23 protein-coding genes and 1 riboswitch are annotated in these 22512 nt (G+C 42.3%); of the genes, 14 read left to right on the top strand and 9 right to left on the bottom strand.

The window, feature by feature from the left end; genetic code table 11:
* The first annotated feature begins 64 nt into the window (after window positions 1-64).
* The 5 genes from B5354_RS10935 (at window position 65) to B5354_RS10915 (ending at window position 4701) form a co-directional block, all read left to right on the top strand.
* Entirely contained in the window at window positions 65-838 is a 774-nt protein-coding gene (locus tag B5354_RS10935) for a DUF4037 domain-containing protein (RefSeq protein WP_079528700.1), read from the top strand.
* A gap of 57 nt (window positions 839-895) precedes the next feature.
* Window positions 896-999, top strand: a riboswitch (TPP riboswitch).
* A 95-nt stretch (window positions 1000-1094) separates the two neighbouring features.
* The gene (locus B5354_RS10930; protein ID WP_079528698.1) at window positions 1095-1697 is read left to right on the top strand and encodes a YkoF family thiamine/hydroxymethylpyrimidine-binding protein; all 603 of its coding nucleotides are present in this window, start codon (window positions 1095-1097) and stop codon (window positions 1695-1697) included.
* A gap of 7 nt (window positions 1698-1704) precedes the next feature.
* Complete coding sequence (locus B5354_RS10925) at window positions 1705-2283, top strand: ECF transporter S component (protein WP_139377129.1); 579 nt, start codon at window positions 1705-1707, stop codon at window positions 2281-2283.
* On the top strand, window positions 2280-3935 hold the full coding sequence (locus tag B5354_RS10920) for an ABC transporter ATP-binding protein (protein ID WP_079528694.1): 1656 nt from the start codon (window positions 2280-2282) through the stop codon (window positions 3933-3935). The genes B5354_RS10925 and B5354_RS10920 overlap by 4 nt, the downstream gene beginning before the upstream one ends.
* Window positions 3922-4701, top strand: a complete 780-nt coding sequence (locus B5354_RS10915; RefSeq protein ID WP_079528691.1) for an energy-coupling factor transporter transmembrane component T family protein — start codon at window positions 3922-3924, stop codon at window positions 4699-4701. Before B5354_RS10920 ends, B5354_RS10915 begins: the two co-directional genes overlap by 14 nt.
* Window positions 4702-4743: 42 nt before the next feature.
* Here B5354_RS10915 and B5354_RS10910 read toward each other — a convergent pair whose 3' ends face one another.
* Together B5354_RS10910 and exaC are read right to left on the bottom strand one after the other, a co-directional pair.
* A complete protein-coding gene (locus tag B5354_RS10910; protein ID WP_079528689.1) occupies window positions 4744-5112 on the bottom strand; it encodes a DUF779 domain-containing protein in 369 nt (122 codons plus the stop codon).
* A gap of 21 nt (window positions 5113-5133) precedes the next feature.
* Entirely contained in the window at window positions 5134-6654 is a 1521-nt protein-coding gene (gene exaC, locus B5354_RS10905) for an acetaldehyde dehydrogenase ExaC (RefSeq protein ID WP_079528686.1), read from the bottom strand.
* A gap of 234 nt (window positions 6655-6888) precedes the next feature.
* Here exaC and B5354_RS10900 point away from each other — a divergent pair, with 234 nt between their 5' ends.
* Window positions 6889-7764, top strand: coding sequence for a 5'-3' exonuclease (locus B5354_RS10900; protein ID WP_139377105.1), 876 nt, complete (start codon window positions 6889-6891; stop codon window positions 7762-7764).
* A gap of 47 nt (window positions 7765-7811) precedes the next feature.
* Here B5354_RS10900 and B5354_RS10895 read toward each other — a convergent pair whose 3' ends face one another.
* From B5354_RS10895 to B5354_RS10885, 3 genes are all read right to left on the bottom strand, one after another.
* A complete protein-coding gene (locus tag B5354_RS10895) occupies window positions 7812-8444 on the bottom strand; it encodes an SDR family oxidoreductase (protein WP_079528684.1) in 633 nt (210 codons plus the stop codon).
* 68 nt (window positions 8445-8512) lie between these two features.
* Window positions 8513-9448, bottom strand: coding sequence for a PD-(D/E)XK nuclease family protein (locus B5354_RS10890; protein ID WP_079528681.1), 936 nt, complete (start codon window positions 9446-9448; stop codon window positions 8513-8515).
* 79 nt (window positions 9449-9527) lie between these two features.
* Complete coding sequence (locus B5354_RS10885; RefSeq protein ID WP_079529146.1) at window positions 9528-9851, bottom strand: MGMT family protein; 324 nt, start codon at window positions 9849-9851, stop codon at window positions 9528-9530.
* Between the two features lie 98 nt (window positions 9852-9949).
* Between B5354_RS10885 and thiD the strand changes: the two genes are divergently transcribed.
* Window positions 9950-10756: a bifunctional hydroxymethylpyrimidine kinase/phosphomethylpyrimidine kinase gene (thiD, locus tag B5354_RS10880; protein ID WP_079528678.1), complete on the top strand. Its 807-nt coding sequence runs from the start codon at window positions 9950-9952 to the stop codon at window positions 10754-10756.
* 79 nt (window positions 10757-10835) lie between these two features.
* Entirely contained in the window at window positions 10836-11504 is a 669-nt protein-coding gene (locus tag B5354_RS10875) for a Type 1 glutamine amidotransferase-like domain-containing protein (protein ID WP_079528676.1), read from the top strand.
* A 60-nt stretch (window positions 11505-11564) separates the two neighbouring features.
* Here the strand turns inward: B5354_RS10875 and trhO are convergent, their stop codons facing one another.
* The 3 genes from trhO to B5354_RS10860 all read right to left on the bottom strand — a co-directional run bounded on the left by trhO (window position 11565) and on the right by B5354_RS10860 (window position 14659).
* Window positions 11565-12506: an oxygen-dependent tRNA uridine(34) hydroxylase TrhO gene (trhO, locus tag B5354_RS10870; RefSeq protein ID WP_079528674.1), complete on the bottom strand. Its 942-nt coding sequence runs from the start codon at window positions 12504-12506 to the stop codon at window positions 11565-11567.
* A gap of 194 nt (window positions 12507-12700) precedes the next feature.
* A complete protein-coding gene (locus B5354_RS10865) occupies window positions 12701-13243 on the bottom strand; it encodes a cysteine hydrolase family protein (RefSeq protein WP_079528672.1) in 543 nt (180 codons plus the stop codon).
* A gap of 228 nt (window positions 13244-13471) precedes the next feature.
* The gene (locus B5354_RS10860; RefSeq protein WP_079528670.1) at window positions 13472-14659 is read right to left on the bottom strand and encodes an MFS transporter; all 1188 of its coding nucleotides are present in this window, start codon (window positions 14657-14659) and stop codon (window positions 13472-13474) included.
* A gap of 283 nt (window positions 14660-14942) precedes the next feature.
* Between B5354_RS10860 and B5354_RS10855 the strand changes: the two genes are divergently transcribed.
* The 6 genes from B5354_RS10855 to B5354_RS10830 all read left to right on the top strand — a co-directional run bounded on the left by B5354_RS10855 (window position 14943) and on the right by B5354_RS10830 (window position 21627).
* Complete coding sequence (locus B5354_RS10855; RefSeq protein ID WP_079528668.1) at window positions 14943-15431, top strand: PTS sugar transporter subunit IIA; 489 nt, start codon at window positions 14943-14945, stop codon at window positions 15429-15431.
* A 12-nt stretch (window positions 15432-15443) separates the two neighbouring features.
* Complete coding sequence (gene treP, locus B5354_RS10850; protein WP_079528665.1) at window positions 15444-16853, top strand: PTS system trehalose-specific EIIBC component; 1410 nt, start codon at window positions 15444-15446, stop codon at window positions 16851-16853.
* A 30-nt stretch (window positions 16854-16883) separates the two neighbouring features.
* The gene (treC, locus tag B5354_RS10845) at window positions 16884-18575 is read left to right on the top strand and encodes an alpha,alpha-phosphotrehalase (protein ID WP_079528663.1); all 1692 of its coding nucleotides are present in this window, start codon (window positions 16884-16886) and stop codon (window positions 18573-18575) included.
* A gap of 24 nt (window positions 18576-18599) precedes the next feature.
* Window positions 18600-19313: a trehalose operon repressor gene (treR, locus tag B5354_RS10840; RefSeq protein ID WP_079528661.1), complete on the top strand. Its 714-nt coding sequence runs from the start codon at window positions 18600-18602 to the stop codon at window positions 19311-19313.
* 291 nt (window positions 19314-19604) lie between these two features.
* Window positions 19605-20114 carry a DUF6933 domain-containing protein gene (locus tag B5354_RS10835; protein WP_079528659.1) on the top strand — a complete coding sequence of 170 codons (510 nt, stop codon included), beginning with the start codon at window positions 19605-19607 and terminating at the stop codon, window positions 20112-20114.
* A 115-nt stretch (window positions 20115-20229) separates the two neighbouring features.
* Window positions 20230-21627, top strand: coding sequence for an MBL fold metallo-hydrolase (locus tag B5354_RS10830; protein ID WP_079528657.1), 1398 nt, complete (start codon window positions 20230-20232; stop codon window positions 21625-21627).
* Between the two features lie 44 nt (window positions 21628-21671).
* On the opposite strand, the gene B5354_RS10825 is transcribed toward B5354_RS10830, so the two are convergent.
* Window positions 21672-22325, bottom strand: coding sequence for a DUF429 domain-containing protein (locus B5354_RS10825; RefSeq protein WP_176142463.1), 654 nt, complete (start codon window positions 22323-22325; stop codon window positions 21672-21674).
* Window positions 22326-22512 lie beyond the last annotated feature (187 nt).

The raw sequence follows: 22512 nt of genomic DNA, 5'->3' as shown, positions 1-22512 counted from the left end.
AGGATGTTGGCATCTTTGTAAAACCCGTTAAGGGAAGTCAGCAAAAGGCGGTGGTGATCGAGTGATGAATTTAGAAGAATTAGCAAAAAAAGCAGCAAAGGTATATGAGCAAAATGCTAAGGTGGAAGCTGTTTATATTGCCGGCTCTGTTGCGCGTGGCTGGGAAGATAGTTTCTCTGATATCGAGCTGAACGTCCTATGGTCCGGGGAGCCGACAGATCAAGATCGGTTATCTGTAATTGACCAGTTGAATGGCGAGTTGATTGATTTCTATGGATTTGAAGATGACGAATGGTCTGAAACCTTTAAGCTTGAGGGTGTTAAATTTGAAATAAGCAGTTTTCTTACTGAAACTTTTCGTGGAGTAATCCACCGGGTAACAAAAGAATTTGACATTAGTTTAGAAGGCCAATGTTTGATCTCCTCGATCCATTACGGAGTTCCTGTAGCTGGCGCTGAGTTGATGGACGGTTTAAAGGCCAAGGTCCAAGTATACCCTGAACAACTGGGGCATGTGATGATTGATGCTTACTCTGATTTCGGGAATCAGTGGAAAAATCGGCAAGCTTTGCTGGAACGAGAAGACTGGCTGATGTTTTATTCAGTTGTGACGGCGATGCAGCATCATTTAATGGGAATCCTATTTGGATTAAATTGCATGTATGTTCATCATCCTGATTTCAAATGGCAGCAGCATACCTTAGATTTAATGAATATTAAACCAGCAGATATTACTAAGAGATTAAAAAGGGTATTTTTCTCAAGCCCTGACCAGGGATTGCAAGAACTTGAGCAGTTAGTTCAAGAAGTTCAAGAGCTTGTCAGGGAAAAAGAATAGGCTTTACAAATGTATAACCATTGATTACGATAGAAGTGTGAAAAAATTGCATATCGTTAATAACACTAGGGGAGCTGCGTACGCGGCTGAGAGGAAACCGTTTCTGACCCTTAGAACCCGATCTGGATAATACTAGCGTGGGGAAGTGGAGTCGATCGTAGAATGATAATGGTACACACATATACATACGTTCGTAGCTGCACTCCCGCGGGGTGCAGTTTTTTTTGTGTTTATTAAAAAAGGAGGAAGTATAAACATGAGTGAAGTTTGTGGATCTGCTAATCGAATTGCAGGAAGTTCATTCTCGATTTATCCGATGTCTGACCGTTTTGTGGAGATTATTAAGTCCTCGCTGAATGAAGTGGACACATCGAAAGTATGGATGAGAACAGATGATGTCACGACGACAGTAAGAGGGCAGATGATTCATGTGTTTGATGTAACGAAAGCGATTTTTTTACAAGCGGCAAAAACGGGAGAACATGTAGTATTTCAAGCAACTTATTCAATAGGATGCCCAGGGGACTCGGCTGGCGATGTGTACATGGCAGAGGATAATCTAGTACAAAATGCTTCCGCAAGCGGGTTGATTGACCAAGAGGCTGCCGCTAAGTTTTCCTTATACCCTATGGGCGGCGGGAACTATATGGATGTTATTTATGGTCAAATTGAAGACATGAAGAATCAGGGTGTTGAGGTGAGTGCGGCTCATTATTCGACACGTTTAGACGGGGATGGAAACAGAGTGTTTGATGGCTTGGAGAAAGTATTCCAACAGACTGAAGAGCAAGGCTCTCCTCATACGGTCATGACTGTTACGATTTCTGCAAACAGTCCCTCTGTAAAAGGAGGGAAGTGAAATGGGACTGCATAACTGGAAGTTGAAAGAAATTGTTGTGATGTCCGTGCTTTCCGTAGTATTTGCCGTTGTTTATTTAGCCTTTTTACCTGTTGGAAAGCTGCTGGCAGGACTATTTGGCCCAATCGGATATGATCTGATCTTCGGAATTTGGTTTATCGTTTCGATTGTAGCGGCCTATATTATTCGTAAAAAAGGGGCGGCATTTTTATCAGAAACGATTGCAGCCACAGTAGAAATGCTGCTTGGAAATGCAATGGGCCCGATTTTAATTTTAACAGGGATCATCCAGGGGCTCGGGGCAGAGGCTGCTTTTGCCGTGACAAGATATAAATCATACAATCTAGCTGTATTAATGCTGGCTGGTGTCGGAGCAGCTGTCTTTAGTTTTGTATGGGGGTACTTTCGTTCCGGGTACGCTGTATTTGGAACAGGATACATTCTTAGTATGCTTGTCGTTCGGATGATAAGCGGTGCCTTGATCTCTGGTGTGTTAGGGAAGGCCATTAGTGATGCTCTGGCAAAAACGGGTGTATTAACGGGGTTTGCCCTTGGAAAAGAGCAGCGAAGGAAGAAGGCAGCATGAAGTTACTTGATGTGCGTCAACTTCATCTCCAGTTTCAAGAAGTAAATGACCAAGTGTTATCAAATATTAGTTTTTCAATAGACCAGGGCGAGCGTTTACTATTATTAGGACCGAGCGGCTGCGGGAAAAGCACGCTGACGTATGGTATAAATGGTATTTATCCTCGTGAACTAGACGGAACAATGACAGGCGATATTCAGTTCAGAGGTAATTCTGTGGCTAGCTATGCTCCCGGGGAAATGAGTCAACATGTTGGGGTCGTGTTTCAAGATCCTGAAAGTCAGTTTTGTATGATCACAGTGGAAGATGAAATAGCATTTGGCCTGGAAAACATCCATACACCAGTGGAGCGGATATCTTCCCGTATTGATCATGTTCTACAGCTTGTAGGATTAGAAGGAGCAAGACAGCGATCGATACAAACATTATCAGGCGGGCAAAAACAGAAGCTCGCTTTAGCCTGTGTTCTCGCTATGGAACCTGAGCTGTTAATTTTGGATGAACCGACGGCCAATTTGGACCCGATTGCCACACGTGATTTTATCCAAACCATCCAAGCACTTCAAGAAGAAAAAGGCTTTGCGCTTCTTGTTATTGAACATCAACTAGATGGATGGGTATCTTTTATTGAACGAGGAGTGATGATGAATCGAAGCGGCGAGCTAGTTTATGATGGCCCTATAAGAGATTGGATGAACAGGCATAAAAGTGCATTACAGTGTCAGGGGATATCGATGCCGGCGGTAACTCAGTTAGCTATGGAGAAAGAATGGCTGGATCAATGCAGCCATTTTCCACTGACTGTTTCTGATGTTATTACTGGATGGAGGGGTTCAAAAGAACAGATCACTTTTCCTCCTGAGCCAAGGGGAAGCCATTCTACCTCAACAATTCTTCAATTATCATCAATTTCGTGGATGAAAAGAAAAAGCAGGATTATCTCAGATGTATCCCTGAAAATCAGAAAAGGGGAGTTCATAGCAATGGTTGGTGAGAATGGAAGCGGGAAAACTTCTCTTTCCAGGGTTATGGCAGGTCTGCAAAAGCCGACTAAAGGCAATATTTCTTTTCTCGGAAAACCACTCTCATCTTGGAAAGAAATAGATGTAAGGAAGCACATCGGCTACGTTTTTCAAAACCCTGAACATCAGCTGATTACAGATACCGTATATGAGGAGATAGCATTTAGTCTCAGAGTTCAAGGTATCGAAGAATATAAAGTCGATCAACAAGTACGGGAAGTTCTTGACATCTGTCAGCTGAATGGGATGGAAGAACGCCATCCGTACACATTAAGCCAGGGGCAAAAGCGCAGGTTGAGTGTGGCTTCGATGATAGTGGATCATCAGGAACTGTTAATACTGGATGAACCAACGTTTGGCCAGGATGCCCAATCAACAGAACAATTAATGACCTTGTTGGCTCAACGGCAGGAAAAAGGCGCCACAATTGTCATGGTGACGCATGATATGGAGTTAGTAGATAAATATGCTGATCGGGTGCTCGTCATAAATAAAGGGGAAGTGGTCGCAGATGGACATCCTCATAAACTATGGTGTGATGATGGTTTAGCTAGATGGCAGCTTAATTATCCCGTTCGAATTCAACTGCAGCAACAGGTGGAAAGGGAGGGGCTGTATGTTTCTTCATAAGCTTAACCCAAGCATCAAAGCCTTAACGGTAATCGTTGCAGTTATCGGACTAGCCCTTATTTTTGATCCTATCACCCCGCTGCTATTCAGTATATGGACGATAGTGTTTACTTTTCTGTTTGGAAAAGTAAACATAAAATATTACCTTTTGTTTTTGCTTCCTTTTATGATCATTTCTTTAGGAATGCTGTGGACAACGATAGCATTTTCTGACGCCCCAGAGCATCCCGCTCAAACGATCCACTTGCTGCTGTGGGAAATTCCGGAGGAGGATATTGTAGCTGCCTTGTCTCTTGTGTTTAGAATGTTCGCCTTTGCCACCTTGTCCTTACTGTTCATTTTTACAACAGATATGGTTCACTTTATTTTAAGTCTCATGCAACAGTGTAAACTACCGCCAAAGCTGGCTTACGGGGTGCTGGCGGGATATCGTTTTCTTCCTTTAATGAAGGATGAATTTAATCAAATCCAGGAGGCTCATCAGGTAAGAGGAGTTAAACGAACGAAAAAGGTAAGAGAGTCTATTAAACAATACAGAAGGTTTATGATTCCGTTATTGGCAGGTGCCATCCGCAAAGCAGAAAGGACAGCTGTTGCCATGGAGTCGAAGGGGTTTACCGGTGAGAAGGATCGAAATTTCTATCGTAGATTTACAGTAAAGAGTATAGATTGGATATTTCTAATTGTGACGCTCACCGCGCTAATCGCGATCGCCTATGTTTCTAATGTGTTAGGATACTTCAGCTGGTATAATGGACAGTTCTAAATAAACATTCCCCTGCCATGGAAAGCAAGGCAGGGGGGGTGTTTAAAGAATTCCAGCTGTTTTAAGTTCTTTGAATTCTTCATCGGAAAAGGCACGAGAGCGGGTTAAGAATCGTTTTCCTTCTACTCCTTCCAAAGAAAACATTCCACCACGGCCGTCTACAACATCAATAATGAGCTGGGTATGCTTCCAGTAATCATATTGCTTCTTGTGGATATAAAAGGGAGTCTCCCCAATTTTCCCAAGCAGAACGTCCTGAGTGCCTACGATCAAGTCGCCCTCCGGGTAACACATCGGAGAGCTTCCATCACAACAGCCGCCGGATTGGTGGAACATCAACGGGCCGTGTTTCTCTTTAAGTGCTTCAATTAACTGGAGAGCTTCATCGGTAGCCGTTACACGTTCAACCATTCCGTCACCTCCTTTGTAAGATTAAAAGAATCCTAACTTCTGTCCACTATAGCTGACAAGCAGATTTTTCGTTTGCTGATAGTGGCTGAGCATCATTTTGTGGTTCTCGCGGCCGACCCCAGACATTTTGTAGCCGCCAAATGCTGCATGAGCAGGATAAGCGTGGTAGCAATTCGTCCACACACGCCCAGCTTCAATGCCGCGCCCGAAGCGATAAGCAGTATTAATATCTCTGGACCAGACCCCTGCTCCGAGTCCATAAAGAGTATCATTAGCAATTTCCATTGCTTCTTCTGGATCTTTAAAGGTAGTAACTGCAAGAACAGGACCGAAGATTTCCTCTTGGAAGATTCTCATACTATTATTGCCCTTGAACATCGTTGGCTGAACATAATAGCCTTCGGAAAAATCGCCAGCCAGTTGATTCCGCTCACCGCCAATGAGACATTCCGCACCCTCCTCTTTTCCAATATTAAGATAGGAAAGAATTTTTTCAAGCTGTTCAGAAGACGCTTGAGCTCCCATCATGACTTCTGGGTCAAGCGGGTTCCCGACTTTAATGGCTTTGACACGTTCGATGACTCGTTCCATAAATTGATCATAAATAGATTCCTGCACAAGCGCACGTGAAGGACAGGTACACACCTCTCCCTGGTTTAAGGCAAACATAACCATCCCTTCAATCGCCTTATCAAGAAAATCATCATCTTTACTCATCACATCTTCAAAGAATATATTTGGTGATTTTCCGCCAAGCTCAAGCGTGACAGGGATAATATTTTGTGAAGCATATTGCATAATCATGCGGCCGGTTGTTGTCTCTCCGGTGAAGGCAACCTTGTTAATGCGTGGATTTTGAGCAAGTGGTTTACCAGCCTCAAGGCCATAACCGTTCACGACATTTAATACACCAGCAGGAAGTAAATCCTCTATCATCTCTAGTAACAGCAGCAAGGAGGCTGGAGTCTGTTCCGCTGGTTTAAGCACAATGGCGTTACCAGCAGCAAGTGCAGGGGCAATTTTCCATGTAGCCATAAGGATCGGAAAGTTCCAAGGTATGATTTGTCCTACTACTCCAAGCGGTTCGTGAAAATGATAGGCGACCGTGTCATTGTCAATTTCCCCAATTGACCCTTCTTGGGCACGAATGACTGAGGCAAAATAGCGAAAATGATCAATGGCTAATGGGATGTCAGCATTAAGTGTTTCTCTGACGGCTTTCCCATTCTCCCATGTTTCAGCGACAGCCAGTTTCTCAAGGTTCTCCTCCATACGATCAGCAATACGGTTTAGAACAAGCGAGCGTTCCGTGACTGAGGTTTTCCCCCAGGACTCCTTTGCTTCATAGGCTGCATCAACGGCAAGCTCAATGTCTTCTTCTGTGGAACGAGGTACCTGACAGAAGGTTTTGCCAGTTACAGGTGTAACATTATCAAAGTATTGCCCTTTTACTGGTGGAGTCCATTTACCCCCAATAAAATTTTCGTAACGTTCTTTGTACTGAACGATTGACCCTTCGGTATTAGGAAATGCGTATACCATTCTTCATGCCTCCCATTATTAATCTGGTGATGTGCAAACGCTTACAAAGGAGAGTATGTAAATAGATTGCACGTAACTCTAATTTACTACGTTATCAGAATTTTGTCAATTATTAGGTAATACCCTTGTTTCAAATAGAAGAATAGTTTCTAGATATTGTTAAAGCTATTTGACCCGCTTAGATCTGCAATTTGTTATAATAGAATCAACTTTTTAAAATAAAGGGGTCCGAAGATGATGACAACGAATCGAGTTTTGCTCGTTGACGGAATGGCCTTGCTTTTTCGCGCGTTCTACGCCACAGCAATGAGCAATTATTTCATGATAAATAGTAAAGGTATGCCTACAAATGCAGTTTACGGAATGGTAAAGCATCTGTTTACAGCTATCGATACTTACCAGCCTACACACGTTGTATGCTGCTGGGATATGGGAAGTAAAACATTTCGTAACGAGCTTTTTTCCGAATACAAAGCAAACCGCGGGGAAGCTCCGGAAGAATTAATCCCTCAGTTTGAGTTAGCCAAGGAAGTTATGGAGTCATTGGATATTCCGAATATAGGGAAAGCTGGCTTTGAAGCGGATGACTGTATGGGAACGCTGAGTGATGGATATTGCAAAGATTCGCAGGTGTTTATTCTCACAGGGGACCAGGATATGCTTCAGCTGCTCAAGCCGAATGTTTCTGTCGTTTTATTGAAGAAAGGGTATGGAAATTATGCTGAATACCGCGAGGACTCTTTCTTTGAGGAAAAGGGGATTACCCCAGCACAAATGGTAGATTTAAAGGCTTTGATGGGCGACAGCAGTGATAATTATCCTGGGGTGCGAGGAATTGGCGAAAAAACAGCACTTAAACTATTAATCCAGCATAAAACGATAGAGGGGATTCTGGAAAATATCGAGCAATTAACGAAAGCACAGCGGGCAAAAATTGAGCAGGACCTTGAGATGCTTCATCTTTCAAGAAAGCTTGCGCAAATTCATTGTGAAGCTGATGTGAATTGTTCATTGGAAGAGGCTCTGTTTTTCATTAATGATGAAAAAATGGGGCAAAAATTCGATGAACTCGAGTTTAGAAATTGGCAGAAAAATCTTGTAGGAATGTAAAAAATAACAGCCACTCCCACCGAATTGGGAGCGGCTGTTTTATTGACTTATAGATTTTTCAAAGCATCTTCGATTTGCGTTTCACCTTGAACCATCTCAAAGGTTTTATGATACGCATTTGCTTCTTCCAGAGCGGCAATCATCGTCTTAGCCACATCTGCTCTTGTAATGGAGTCACGCTCCACCTTCTTACCAACTTTAATTTTACTGGTGCTATCTTCGTTGGTCAGACCGCCTGGGCGAACGATCGTATAATCAAGTTCCGTGCCTTCCAAGTATTCATCCGCTTCAAGCTTCATTCTCAAGTAATGCTCCATAGGGCCGGATCCCTGGCTTGGATCATCTGCAGAGATGGCACTAAGCATAACGAATTTCTTAATCCCCAAATTTTCTGTTGCCTTAATCAGATTGATGGCTCCATCACGGTCAACTGCTGTCGTTTGATCTGAACCAGTGCTTGACCCTGAACCAGCCGCGAACATCACAGCATCCATTCCTTTGACAGCATGACCAACATCTTTTGTTAAATCGGCGAGAACGGGTGTACCGCCTAATTCGTCAATTGTTGCTTTTTGTTCTTCTTTACGAACCATTCCGTACGGCTCATGACCGTCTTCTTTTAGATATTGTATAAGTAAACGTCCTGTCGTACCATTTGCTCCTGCTACGAGTACTTTCATAACTTCTGAACATCTCCTTCTGTTTAATGCTACATTAAGTTTATCCGTTCTCAGTTTTGTTCAAACATTTAGGAGCCAGAAGGGAAACATAGTTCTTGATAGTTACAATGGGCGCAAATACGCGGGTTGTCCTGCATTGGGAATTGTTCAATTGGCAAAGGTTGGTTTTGATTGGGGTCCAGCAGGTAACTTTGCATTTGCTCCATACTGATTTGGTAGAGACGTTGAACATTTACAAGGTCATGGGATGTTAGCTGGTGCTCCACATTAGTTCCCTCTAATAAATATTCATTTCGAATAACGATTTCATCTAATGATTCAATATTATATTTTTGTTGTAAGTAAAGAGCATATAGTGCCAGCTGGTTGCGGTCTTCATCAGATGATTTCCCTGTTTTCCAATCTACTATTACCCATTTTCCTTTTTGTAAATCCTTGTAAACTAAATCCATCACGACAAAAATCTTAATCCCATCAACCTTCATATATCTGAATTTTTCTGATTCTATGAACCGCATATTTTCTTTGTTAAGGACGTCTGCGAACGACTGGCTCGCAAAGAAATTTTTCACTGTCGTATGTAGGCGATCTGTTATTTTCTTAATTTTAGATTCTGGCAGTGTATTTGTCTGACTGTAATAAATTTCATGCAGCATTGTATAATGTTTCGGCCTGTTAAGCCATAGATGTTCTTTACGAGTCGATTCAATAAATCCTTTATTTAAATGATGGCGAATCTTATCCACGACCGCTTCTTGACTAGGAATCTCTTTATCATGCAGCACATCTTGAATCATTTGATAGATTAAATCGTGGACAATACTGCCAAAATGCATCTCTAGATTTGTAATTTTTTTTAGACGATAAGCCTGCTGCGACAACGAATCTCCACTAGTAAGCCAACCATTATGGGAGACATAATAATCATAAGCATACTTACGCAAACACGTCAGCATAGTTTTATGCCGCGAAAGCGACCACGACAACTCCGGAAAACGCCTCATCCCAAATCCTCCTCTTCTTTCCCTTCTCCTTCCACCTCAGGTCATCCATTCATTCCTATTCATTACTTAAATTCCCACCTCAGGTCTTCCAATCATTTCCTTCCAATCTATATTGATATGTAGCTAAGTCGATTTGTTTATTAATAACAACAATACCCTCGCTTTCAAGTGAAAGCTGCTGCTCCATTGCTGCTTCCTCATCATTGATGGCAATTTCTCCTTTGGAATTGATGACTCGGTGCCACGGCAGCTGATATTTTCTGCTCATTGAATGAAGCACCCGGACCACCTGTCTCGCCGCACGCGGACTCCCTGCAGCACGAGCAATCTGCCCGTAAGTCATCACATGTCCCTCAGGGATCTCCATGATAATCTTTATCACTTTTTCTGTAAAAGGTTTCATTGACACCAATCATCTCCTAAAAACATCCAGGTCATAGCCTCACCTATCAAGAATTTGTTACAATTTAAGTAGACGAATCGAACCATCGGAGGCTAACTATGAGTATACCACGAACACTTACAATCGCAGGATCAGCAGCCCAGGGAAGCGCCGGCATCCAAGCCGACCTTAAAACTTTTCAGGAACTAGATGTATATGGCATGAGCGCGATCACGGCTATCGTTGCCAACAACTCCACAACGGAACAAGGAATGTTCACCCAGCCTCTCGAAGCCATAGAGGCGCAAATTTATGCTTCTATGGAGCATGTCGGACCCAATGCTCTGAAGACGGGGATGCTTTTTACCGAACCGATTATCAAACGGATAAGCGAGTTGATTGCTGTTTCTTCGGTAAAAAAGATCGTGGTCGACCCAGTTATGATTGGGAAAATGGGATCACAGCTGCTCCAGGATGAGGCTATTCAAACGCTGATCGAGCATCTGCTGCCACTTGCGACAATTATCACACCCAATCTGCAAGAAGCGGCACGTATATTAGACGAACCTGCCCCGCGTTCTCCAGAAGATATGGAGGAGGCCGCCCGGAAACTTTACAAACTTGGGCCGAACTATGTCCTTCTTAAAGGTGGATCTCTAACCAATCATTCAGCCGTCGATATTCTGTATGACGGAGACACCATGAGGCGATATGAGTCGGAGCGCATCGATACGATTCATACAAGCGGTGCAGGCTGCACCTATTCAGCAGCTATAACCGCAGAGCTTGCTAAGGGGAGAACGGTCGAGAGTGCTGTCCAAATAGCCAAGTCATATGTGACCAGCGCCATTCGAGATGCCTTATCCTTTAATCGAGGAATCGGCTCAACCAACCACGCCGCCTATCGCAAAAACGAACAAAGGTAAATTTGGTATAATATCCCACCTCAGGTCATCCAGAATATGGATGACCTGAGGTGGGAATTTATGGAGGAGGGTGTTTAAAGTGAAAGATACACATTTATTTTTGTTCGGTGGCAGCCCGCCTATGCCTGATAGGATGGCTAGTCAGTTTGTTGAAACGTTAAGGAACAAAAGAGGAACCATCACGGTTTTATACATAGAACGGGAAGGTGCTGAAGAGTATCTTCCAAGATATACGCTTTCATTACACAGTCACGCACCGGAACTGAACATATTCTATCTGCCATTAGGTACTTTTTATACAGAGAAACAACTCGACCAATTGAGAGCATCGAATGGGATTATAATTGGCGGTGGAGATACATTAGCCTACCGTAACTATATTGTGGAGACTGAGATAGCTGAGATCATTCGATGTCAATTTCAGAACGGAACACCGATTGCGGGATTTTCAGCGGGAGCACTGATCTCTCCGAACAATTGTGTGATCTCACCGAAAGATAACCCTGAAGAGGTTACTTTATACCAACAAGGACTCGGGTTACTCATGAATGCTGTCCTTTCAGCTCATTACCTGAAGTGGGAAGAACAAGATCAATTGAAAACGATTGTTGCTTATACCCACGTTCAAGTTGGTTACGGCATTGCTGAAGATTCTGGAATCTATTTCAAAAATCAAAGACTAACCACAATCGAAGGATATGTTCATATAGAAAATTATTCCACCTCAGGTCATCCAGAATATGGATGATAGAATGAGGGCAAACAAAAGGCCTTTGCTCATGAGCAAAGGCCGAAATAAGAATCGCACTTAATTCTCAATACGGTCATATTTATCAATTTGCTTCTTACGTACAGCATCCCAGCGGTTTTCGGGGTGCTCTTTACACTCAGTTGTACAAGCAGCGTGGTATTTCTCTTCACACTCTGTACAGCAAACATACTGACGATTACATACAGGGTTACTACAATTAATCATGCGATCTTCAGTTTTCCCACAGTGTTCGCACTCCGCAACTACTTTTTCTTCAACCTGATTAATAGGCACGGAAATACGCTCATCAAATACATACATTTTTCCGTCAAAAAGCTGGCCTTTAACCTCCGGATCTTTACCATACGTATTGATGCCGCCTTCAAGCTGATAGACGTCTTCCACACCATTTTTCATTAGAATCCCCGTTAACTTTTCGCAGCGAATCCCGCCTGTGCAGTAGGTGAGGACCTTTTTATCCTTCCAGTCGTCGGCATTCTCAGCAATCCACTCTGGAAATTCACGAGAGTGCTCCACGTCAGGCTGAATCGCATTACGGAAATGACCGATACGGTATTCATATTCATTCCGTCCGTCAATCACAACCGTATCTTCATCTTGAAGCATTTCATAAAATTCCTTCGGCTTCAGATGTTTGCCGCCAAATGTTTTCGGGTCAATATCATCATTCTCGATACTCCAGTTGACCAGCTCGGGCTTGACGCGGCAATGCATTTTCTTAAACGCATGTTCTTCGTGTTCGTCTATTTTAAAATGAATATCTGCAAAGCGTTCGTCTGAGCGTACGTAATCCATATACTGTTCTACTTGCTGCACAGTACCAGAAACCGTTCCGTTGATTCCTTCAGGAGCAACAATAATTCGGCCGCGCAGACCCAAGTCTTTGCAAAAGTTTAAATGATTTGCACAATATTCCTCGTAGTCGGGCATGTCAACATACTTGTAATATAATAGAACTCGATAATCTTTTGAGCTCATTGGTGATTCCTCCTATATATAGATCAAGCATTATAATAAAAAAGCATAAAATATCCATACTCCATCATATTCGATTTCAGCTGGAATTTCAAATTACTGTTTCTTATCATGCACTAAGATCAAAAACTATACAGATTTCACACAAAAAAAGCACCTTCGCTCAAAAAGGTGCTTCTAATCGTGCTGTCACAATGTTATACGACTTTTGCTCCTAGTACCTGCTCAAAGTGATTCAAAGCCCACTCATGACCTGGCTGATTAAAGCTAGCCACTGCCTCCTTGTGTACGACAATCTGATATCCTAAATTATATGCGTCTATCGCTGTATGGAGGACACAAATATCTGTGCAAACTCCTACTAACTGGATTTCGCCGATTTCCCGCTCCCGCAGCTTCACATCCAAGTCTGTGCCATGGAAGGCACTATATCGAGTTTTATCCATAAAGTAAATGGCAGAACGGTTTGCATCAAATAAGTGCAACAGCTCACCATATAAACTTCTTCCCTTTGTTCCGCGGATATTGTGCGGCGGAAACAAGTCTGTCTCGGGATGGTACGGGTTGTTTTCTTCGTGCACATCGACTGCCAGCACGACATAATCTTCATTCTGTATGGATTGCTCAGTTAAACTTACAAGAGAGTCTTCTATATCTCTTCCAGGTTTCCCGCACGTAAGAGCACCTTCTTCTGCGACAAAATCAACCGTATAATCAATCACAATAAGTGCGCGATTCATCCTTTAATCGCCTCCCATATGTATATACACATATCTTAACACAGGATAAGGCTGAGTGATGTTCCGAATTATAAATGCAGGCGAGCGGACACCCCCCCAGGAAAATCACGTTCAGCCACCCGCGAAAAGAGGTGTAAATTTTTGTAGCGATCCATAGGTACTAATCATAAGTTACTGCTAAGTTCGGATTTTCATTTGATAAGACACTTTTGTGCCAACTTCCTGCACCTAGACAGAATGAGCGTGTCGGACCGACTGAGGGTTTTTGTACATCGTCATGAACATGACGGCTCCACACAAAATAAGGAGTCCGCTCGTCACAAAAAAGACAGCTGAAAATCCGTAGAGTCCTGATAACATTCCACCCATTGCCGGACCAATAATGTTTCCTAAAAAGCGAAGACTCGTATTGTAACCAAGCACTTCTCCTTGCATCGCAACAGGAGCTTCCTGACGAATATATGCTGTTCGAACAGGAATGATCCCGCCAATTGAAACACCGAGCAAGAAACGCAGCGCTACCAGCTGCCAGATATTCGTCACAAACGCTGCGGGGATGTAGACAATACCTGCCATAAATAAAAGAAAGACAAGGATTTTTACATAACCCTTTCGATCAGCAATCCGGCCCCAGCGCCTTGCCATTAGCAAATTACCAAGCCCCGCAGCCGAAAAGGCAATTCCGGAAAATAAGGCTAAGTTCGCAGGTCCATGCAATTCCCCAACGTATAGTGACAGAATTGGTTGAATGCTGAAGTGAGCAATTTGCACGAACATAGAAACAATCATCACCATTAAAAGCACAGGCTGTTTCACAATGTGCTGAATAACCTCACGGGAAGAGTAGCTTGACTTTTCCTTCTCATCTTCCTTCTCCACCTTTTGTTCATGAATCCCAAAGAACACGATGAAGGCAGAAAGAAAAACTGTTATCGATACAAATTGAAAAGTTGTTCCATAGCCAATAGAGTCTGCAATAAAGCCGCCAAGCAGCGGTCCCAGCAAGCTGCCGGTAATGCTTCCGGTTTGCAGCGTACCAAGTACTTGCCCGGCAATGCGCTTCGGTGTTTGTGTAGCAATTAAAGCTTGTGACATCGGTATAAATCCAGTGAAAATCCCCATAAACAGCCGGAGTAGGAACAGCTGCCACACCGTTGTTGCGAACCCCATCAATAGAACAGATAAAGCAAGGCCCGTTGCAGAGACGATCAAGATGTTGCGCCTCCCATACCTATCTCCAATTCGTCCCCAAATTGGGGAAAAGATAAAGGCTGTAACAAAGGTAATTCCAAACACAAGTCCTGACCACGTTTGTACGAACGAGCTGGAGAAATCACCCAGTTCATCAATGTATAAAGATAAGAACGGTAAAACCATCGTAATACTGCCAGCTATGAAAAAGTTGGCGAACCACATGATCCATAAGTTACGTCTTGCGCGTTGTTCCTTTGTTAGGATAGCGGATCCCTTCTTCCTAAATATTTCGGTACCCTAAATAATTTTATAGCATAAAAACTTCCATATATAAAGAAATAACCCTCCGTTATAGAAGGAGTAGAAAGAAACATGCAAAGAATGGAAAACAACTAGAACAAAATAAAACGGTTGCAAAACATGTATATACAACTTATAATAAAGTCGAATTATGTATATACATGTCTGCATTATTTTAATGTAAGCGTTTAAGGAGGGGCACTATATGTTCAAAAAACTTTTTGGAAATAAAGAGCAATCGGTCGTTGTGGTTGCTCCCATAAATGGGAAGGTAGTAGCGCTTGAAGATGTACCGGACCCTGTGTTCTCAGAAAAAATGATGGGTGAGGGGATAGCTATTCAACCTGTTGAGGGGACGATTGTAAGCCCGGTGGAAGGTGAGATCGTTCAGCTTTTCCCAACAAAGCACGCTGTGGGGCTAAAGACGAAAACAGGTGCAGAGATCCTCATCCATATTGGATTAGAAACGGTAAGTATGGAAGGGGAAGGTTTTGAATCTTTTGTTAAACAAGGGGATAAAGTAAAAGTGGGAGACCGCTTGATTACCTTTGATAAGAATTTAGTGGAAGAAAAAGCAAAGAGTATAGTCACGCCTATTATTGTGACCAACAGTGATGAATTTGGTGTTGAGTTGACATCCGAAAGCCAAGCTTCAGCAGGAGAGACGGAACTGTTGACAGTTAATAACAAATAGGAGGGGAATTGTATGAATCACAAACAGCAGGCCGAGCAAATACTAGAAGCTATCGGTGGCAAAGAGAACCTGTCGGCTGGAACACACTGTGTGACACGTCTTCGTTTAGCTTTACATGATGAAGATATTGTTGATAAGGAAAGATTGAATCAGTTAGACGCGGTTAAGGGCTCTTTTTCAACGAACGGTCAATTTCAAATTGTTGTCGGTCAAGGCACCGTAGATAAGGTATATAAAGAGTTAATCCAATTAGCTGATATTGGTGAAGCCTCAAAAGACGAAGTGAAAGAAGCATCAAAGGGAAACATGAACTGGCTTCAGCGTGCTGTTAAAACGCTGGCAGACATTTTCATCCCCATCTTACCGGCAATTGTAACCGCTGGTCTGCTTCTTGGTATTAATAACATCCTGACTGCTCCAGGAATCTTCTTTGATAATCAATCCATTATCGATGTCTACCCGCAGTGGTCGGGTATCGCGAACATGATTATCGTCATAGCCAACACGGCCTTTGCTTTCTTACCTGGACTGATTGGATGGTCCGCTGTTAAGAAATTCGGAGGAAGTCCGATTCTCGGTATAGTTATGGGTCTTGTCCTCGTAAATCCGGAATTATTGAATGCATGGTCATATGGACAAGCAGTTAAAGAAGGTACCGTTCCCACTTGGGATTTATTTGGCTTAACTGTTGAAAAGATTGGCTATCAAGGCCAGGTTCTGCCCGTACTTGTAGCTTCCTATGTCTTAACAAAAATTGAATTATTCTTGCGTAAACGAGTTCCAGAAAGTATTCAACTGTTGGTTGTTGGACCTGTAGCTTTACTTGTAACTGGTTTCTTAACTTTTATTATTATCGGTCCTATTACATTCGCTATCGGAAACGGAATTACTGATGGATTAGTGTCTATATTTGATCATTTTGCTGCGCTTGGCGGACTCATTTATGGTGCTTTATATGGGGTAATGGTTATTACCGGAATGCACCACACTTTCTTAGCTGTCGATATTCAATTAATCGGAAGCACAGGAACAACTTTCTTATGGCCGATGCTTGCGCTGTCCAACATTGCACAAGGTTCAGCTGCTTTAGCAATTATGGCAGCTTCTAAGGACGAGAAGTTAAAAGGTCTTGGACTTTCTTCAGGGGTATCAGCCTATCTCGGAATTACAGAACCTGCCTTATTTGGTGTGAACTTACGCTTTAAATATCCATTCATCATAGCTATCACATCTTCTGCTATTGCTGGTCTTTATATCTCAGCAGCCGGAGTTGTGGCAAGTTCAATTGGTGTCGGCGGGATTCCTGGAATATTCTCCATTGTAGCCCAATATTGGCTTGAATTTTCCATTGGAATGGTGATCGTGATTGTTCTTCCATTCGTGGGAACATTCCTATATGCCAAACGTAAACGCGACGTATAAGAACATTTTTATAAGAACGGTGGTGCTCATATGACACAAGAACAACAACCTTGGTGGAAAAAAGCCGTCGTCTATCAAATTTATCCTAAGAGCTTCAACGATACGACGGGAAATGGAGTAGGCGACATTCAAGGTATTATCGAAAAGCTGAATTATTTAAATACACTTGGGGTCGACGTCCTATGGCTGACCCCAATGTACAAATCTCCACAGAACGATAACGGCTATGATATTAGTGATTACTACAATATTCACGAAGAATACGGAACAATGTCTGACTTTGAGCGTTTACTTGAAGAAACCCACAAACGTGGCATGAAGTTGATCATGGACATCGTTGTGAATCATACGTCCACAGAGCACATGTGGTTCCAGGAGTCGAAGAAATCGAAAGAAAACCCATACCGTGATTATTACATTTGGAAAGATTCTGTTAACGGGGGGCCTCCAACTAATTGGCAGTCTAAATTTGGGGGAAATGCATGGGAATATGATGAACAAACAGGTCAGTATTATCTCCATCTATTTGATGTAACACAAGCAGACTTAAACTGGGAGAACCCTGAAGTCCGTGAAAAAATCTATGAAATGATGCGCTTTTGGGGAGGAAAGGGTGTCGATGGCTTTCGATTAGACGTCATCAACCTGATTTCAAAAGATCAACATTTCCCAAATGATGATGGAAGTGTCGCGCCTGGCGATGGCCGCAGATTTTATACAGATGGACCTAGAGCTCATGAATTTATGCATGAGATGCATCAAGAAGTTTTCGCTCCGTATGACCTTATGACGGTAGGGGAAATGTCGTCGACAACTATCGATCATTGCATTCGTTATACAGCACCTGAGAGAGAAGAGCTTAGTATGACGTTTAATTTCCACCATTTAAAAGTTGATTATCCAAATGGCGAAAAATGGACGAAAGCTCCGTTTGACTTTATTGAATTAAAGCAAATTCTCTCCACGTGGCAGGAGAAAATGAATGAAGGCAATGGATGGAATGCATTATTTTGGTGTAATCACGACCAGCCTCGTGTACTATCAAGGTTCGGAGACGACAAAAATTACCCTGACGAATCTGGAAAAATGTTAGCCACAACGATACACATGATGCAGGGTACCCCTTATATTTACCAAGGGGAAGAGTTCGGCATGACGAATCCTGGTTTCGAGTCTATCGAGCAATATCGTGATGTAGAATCGATAAATGCATATGACATGCTAAAGGAGAAAGGTGTTAATGAACAGAAGATTATGGAGATTTTGAAACAGAAATCCCGTGATAATTCCCGTACACCTGTTCAGTGGAATGATGAGCAACACGCAGGATTTACCGAAGGCACTCCATGGATCCCGGTAGCTGCTAACTATCCGCACATAAATGCAGAAGCAGTCATGCACGAAGAGGCATCCATTTTCGATCATTACCAGAAGCTTATTAAAATTAGAAAAAATTATCCGATCATCACGCATGGAGATTATCAGCTGCTGCTGCCTGACGATGATCAAGTATTTGCCTATCTAAGAAACTGGAATAACGAGAGCTTGCTTGTGGTAAACAACTTCTACGATAAAACAGCATCATTCAAGCTTCCTGACCATGTAGAGCTGCAAGGAGATTGCAATCAGTTAATTAGTAACTACACTGACTCACAAGAGGACTACCATCACATCGAATTGCGGCCTTACGAGTCGATCGTTTACCATATTCGCTCTAATTGATATGATAAAGAGCGGTGATAGCAAATGAAAAACAAATTTATTGTTATATACAACGATTTAGTGCAGGCAATTCGGCAAGGAGAGTTCACAGCAGGTGACACACTCCCCTCGGAAAATGAATTAGCCCTAAGGTTTTCCACTTCAAGGGAAACGATCCGAAAAGCTTTAAATTTACTGTCCCAAAATGGCTATATTCAAAAAGTGAGAGGGAAGGGCTCCGTCATTCTCGATCATAGTAAATTTGAATTCCCCGTTTCAGGACTAACAAGTTTTAAAGAGTTAACCAATCAGCTTGGTCAGACCGTTAAAACTCATGTCCATGAATTAATTTTAGAAACAGCGAATAATCAATTGCGGTCGAGGCTGAATTGTACCAGCGAAAAGAGAATTTGGAAGATTTCCCGAACAAGAGAGATAGATGGGGAGCGCATAATCTTAGATAAGGATTATATTCTTGAAGAGATTGTACCTGAGCTGACAAAGTCGATCGCTGAGCATTCGATTTATGATTATATCGAAAATACGTTAGAACTGGATATTAGTTTTGCCAAAAAAGAAATTGTGGTCGAAGGTGTAACGGAAGAAGATGAGCAGCATTTAGATCTGGAAGGACATGCCCAGGTTGTTGTGATTCGAAGCTATGTTTATTTGGCTGATGCCACATTATTTCAATTTACTGAATCGAGACACAGACCTGATAAATTTCAGTTTGTTGACTTCGCGCGCCGAACAAAATAAACGTATTGAAGAGTCCGGGACAGAACTGAATTATGCATAAAATAATCCGGACAATTTCATTTGAATTTGCCCGGATTATTTGCATACCAAGAAAGGAATTCTACCATCGCTCCGTCAAAATGCTTCGCTTTCCGGAGCCCCTTAAAGCAATAATGAAATGGACTAAGCAGCCAAATATTTTGTGTATGTAATGTAATTTACGGTCAATTCATATCGATGAAAGGATATGAATAGTGTGGTTTGTATTAAGCTGTTACACTAGAGACAGAATAGAGTTGAGGTGGGATGAATATGTTTGTCATTGGAGCAACACAGAAGCTGGTAAAAGAGATAAAAAAAGAGTTGGACGATCCCGAACAATATCAAGAGATCTCAAATATTTACCAGTGGCATGCGAATGTAATGACCATAAATAAACGTAAATGCCTGATGTTAATGAATAATAAAACAGGCATAAATCTGACATTGTTTGGTCTTAGAAAACAGCAATTTGATAATATAGAGAATGTTATAAAGGGGTCCTTGAATCAATTATTTCAACTTCTGAAAATAGAGAGAGAAATTGCCGACCAAATGTTAGAAGCCGCTGAACAGTTTGTTTACACAAAGACGACAAGCCGCCAAGTTTTAGGAATGATGAATCAAGTGAAGGTCATGGTGGAAGAGGCCGCTAATGGCTTAGAGTATGAAGCAATCGATGCAGAAGAGATTAATTATATTACTAATGCTGAATTGATTTATGGCCCGCTGGAAGCTCATACACCTGTGGAAACACTGAAGGCTTATTTTAAAGAATCATAAGAATCCACACCACGTTATATTAAGGTGTGGTTCTTTTCATTTCAAGCAGGACTTTGAACACAATACGTGTAATCATAATAGTAAGATGCACTAGTGCATGAACGGAGGAATAAATATGTTTATTCAAACCTTTTTTGACGAAAATTTAGCGCAAAACTCGTATATGGCAGGGTGTCAGAAAACAGGGGAAGCCATTGTGATTGACCCGGCCAGAAATGTTCAGCCTTATCTAGAAACAGCTCGTAAAAACGGTTTGCACATAACCAAGGTAACGGAAACTCATATCCATGCAGATTTTCTCTCTGGCTCTAGGGAATTAATACAGGAAACGGGTGCCTCTTTGTTCCTTTCAAACGAAGGAGATGACGATTGGAAGTACAATTTTGGAAAAAAGGAAAGTCACGAATGTCTCAAGGATGGAGACCAATTGTATGTAGGAGGAGTACGTTTAGAAGTGCTTCACACACCAGGACATACACCAGAAAGTCTTTCGTTTATATTGTCGGATGAAGGCGGAGGAGCTTCTGTTCCCATGGGAATCTTCACGGGGGATTTTGTGTTTGTAGGGGATGTAGGTCGTCCGGATTTACTTGAGAAGTCAATAGGTGCTGCAGGGACAGCGGAACTTGGAGCAAAAGCAATGTATCAGTCCCTCAATCGCTTCAAGAAATTACCGGACTTCGTTCAAGTGTGGCCAGGTCATGGCGCCGGCAGTGCCTGTGGAAAATCACTCGGGGCTGTCCCTTCTTCTACTATAGGTTATGAAAAGCAGACGAATTGGGCGTTGAATGTGGAAAATGAAGAAGAGTTCGTCGACATGTTAATAGCCGGCCAACCTGAACCTCCTGCTTATTTTCCTATTATGAAGAAACTGAATAAGGAAGGCCCCGTCTTACTAGCCAAAGATCAGGAACTCCAAGAGATAAAACTGGAGGAAATAAGCCGACTTAATGGTTTTATAGTGGATACTCGCTCTAAAGAAGAATTTGCTGAAGGACATCTGCAAGGGTCTATCAATATTCCTTTTAACAAGTCCTTTGTCAACTGGGCAGGGTGGCTGCTTCCGTATAATCAAGATGCGGTGGTCATTGCGAATAAGGATGAAGCTCTTGAAATAAGAAGGACGCTTCAATCAATTGGATTTGATCGCTTAACAGGTTATTTGCCAACTGAAGAAGTGGATAAGTTAACGGATCTAGAAGGGTACGAAACTGTTACAGTTGGGGAGTTTGAAGACAAGCGAGGGAGTGAAGAATATGTGGTAATTGATGTCCGCAATCAGTCCGAATGGGATGAAGACCACATTGATGACGCTATGCACATTATGCTCGGGACATTGCCACACCGACTGGATGAAATCCCATCAGGTAAGGTTCCTATCGTGCATTGCAAGTCCGGAGCACGCTCAGCAGTCGCCGCAAGTATTCTTCAGGCGAATGGCTATAATAAAGTGATCAATGTTTCAGGAGGATTTGATGCCTGGATCAAACATAAACAAACTGCAAAAGCATAACTCTTTATCAAGAGCTTTGTTCAAGTTATTGGGCAAAGCTCTTTTTAACATGAAAAGGGATACGGATGGTGAGGGGAACTAGAATCATACGTCCAATACGGATTACGGTTAGAATGTCCATAATCCCAAGCTGCAATAGCAGCGGCACACGCATCAACTAAGTGACTGGTTGTTAGAAAATCTATTTGTATTCCTTGCAGACCAAAAGAAACCATCCAGTCCACTATCCACTTCAAGCTATCAGGTGAGTGTTTATAGAATAGAGTGTGCTCTCTTCCATGATTCTTAGGGATTCTGGAGGCAAGAGTTGCTCCTGGATGTACTTCAATAACTTCCACATTTGTAAGACTAGTTAACATAGACGCCAATTTCATCCCTCTAGCAGTGAGGTAAATCATTTTTGTCAGAGTGGGGGGCATAATTGAACCAGATTTCATTCCAAGTTCTTTTGCGAATTCACGCAGTTCTTTGTCGAGTTCGCGATCCCCGCCGCCATCTTGATAAGAAAGAGGAGCATCAATCCCTACAAGAACCTGATTTCTTTCAGACAAGCAGGTAATGAGTGAAAGGATGTCGTCGTCAGAAGCGGAGGTCAGCAACTGATCAAACTGTAAAAAGTGTTCATCACTTTTAAAAACAGTTACGGCTGTATTTGTGTGGTTGGCAGGGCCAGACAGGTCGATTCCGACGATAATCATTTCAAGGAGACTCCTTTCGAAAAAAATACCCTCTACCATTGGATAGAGGGTCAATATATAGGTATAGGATTAGGGGTGTTCATTAAATAAAATAACTACATGAAATTACTAAACTTGTTCCGCTACAATAGGCCTTGGAAATGTTTCTACAGCACTATCATGAAGTACTGGAGCTGAAACTGATACT

It is taken from the genome of Halobacillus hunanensis, assembly GCF_900166655.1.
Classification (GTDB): domain Bacteria; phylum Bacillota; class Bacilli; order Bacillales; family Halobacillaceae; genus Halobacillus_A; species Halobacillus_A hunanensis.
Note: the sequence above shows the minus strand (reverse complement) of the source record. Positions and strands in the feature narration are given on the sequence as shown.

What these genes read in the sequence shown, in the direction of transcription:
- B5354_RS10935 (WP_079528700.1), top strand. Translation starts at nt 65, where the DNA reads ATGAATTTAGAAGAATTAGCAAAAAAAGCAGCAAAGGTATATGAGCAA.
- B5354_RS10930 (WP_079528698.1), top strand. Translation starts at nt 1,095, where the DNA reads ATGAGTGAAGTTTGTGGATCTGCTAATCGAATTGCAGGAAGTTCATTC.
- B5354_RS10920 (WP_079528694.1), top strand. Translation starts at nt 2,280, where the DNA reads ATGAAGTTACTTGATGTGCGTCAACTTCATCTCCAGTTTCAAGAAGTA.
- B5354_RS10915 (WP_079528691.1), top strand. Translation starts at nt 3,922, where the DNA reads ATGTTTCTTCATAAGCTTAACCCAAGCATCAAAGCCTTAACGGTAATC.
- B5354_RS10910 (WP_079528689.1), bottom strand. Translation starts at nt 5,112, where the DNA reads ATGGTTGAACGTGTAACGGCTACCGATGAAGCTCTCCAGTTAATTGAA.
- exaC (WP_079528686.1), bottom strand. Translation starts at nt 6,654, where the DNA reads ATGGTATACGCATTTCCTAATACCGAAGGGTCAATCGTTCAGTACAAA.
- B5354_RS10900 (WP_139377105.1), top strand. Translation starts at nt 6,889, where the DNA reads ATGATGACAACGAATCGAGTTTTGCTCGTTGACGGAATGGCCTTGCTT.
- B5354_RS10895 (WP_079528684.1), bottom strand. Translation starts at nt 8,444, where the DNA reads ATGAAAGTACTCGTAGCAGGAGCAAATGGTACGACAGGACGTTTACTT.
- B5354_RS10890 (WP_079528681.1), bottom strand. Translation starts at nt 9,448, where the DNA reads ATGAGGCGTTTTCCGGAGTTGTCGTGGTCGCTTTCGCGGCATAAAACT.
- B5354_RS10885 (WP_079529146.1), bottom strand. Translation starts at nt 9,851, where the DNA reads ATGAAACCTTTTACAGAAAAAGTGATAAAGATTATCATGGAGATCCCT.
- thiD (WP_079528678.1), top strand. Translation starts at nt 9,950, where the DNA reads ATGAGTATACCACGAACACTTACAATCGCAGGATCAGCAGCCCAGGGA.
- trhO (WP_079528674.1), bottom strand. Translation starts at nt 12,506, where the DNA reads ATGAGCTCAAAAGATTATCGAGTTCTATTATATTACAAGTATGTTGAC.
- B5354_RS10865 (WP_079528672.1), bottom strand. Translation starts at nt 13,243, where the DNA reads ATGAATCGCGCACTTATTGTGATTGATTATACGGTTGATTTTGTCGCA.
- B5354_RS10860 (WP_079528670.1), bottom strand. Translation starts at nt 14,659, where the DNA reads ATGTGGTTCGCCAACTTTTTCATAGCTGGCAGTATTACGATGGTTTTA.
- B5354_RS10855 (WP_079528668.1), top strand. Translation starts at nt 14,943, where the DNA reads ATGTTCAAAAAACTTTTTGGAAATAAAGAGCAATCGGTCGTTGTGGTT.
- treP (WP_079528665.1), top strand. Translation starts at nt 15,444, where the DNA reads ATGAATCACAAACAGCAGGCCGAGCAAATACTAGAAGCTATCGGTGGC.
- treC (WP_079528663.1), top strand. Translation starts at nt 16,884, where the DNA reads ATGACACAAGAACAACAACCTTGGTGGAAAAAAGCCGTCGTCTATCAA.
- treR (WP_079528661.1), top strand. Translation starts at nt 18,600, where the DNA reads ATGAAAAACAAATTTATTGTTATATACAACGATTTAGTGCAGGCAATT.
- B5354_RS10835 (WP_079528659.1), top strand. Translation starts at nt 19,605, where the DNA reads ATGTTTGTCATTGGAGCAACACAGAAGCTGGTAAAAGAGATAAAAAAA.
- B5354_RS10830 (WP_079528657.1), top strand. Translation starts at nt 20,230, where the DNA reads ATGTTTATTCAAACCTTTTTTGACGAAAATTTAGCGCAAAACTCGTAT.
- B5354_RS10825 (WP_176142463.1), bottom strand. Translation starts at nt 22,325, where the DNA reads ATGATTATCGTCGGAATCGACCTGTCTGGCCCTGCCAACCACACAAAT.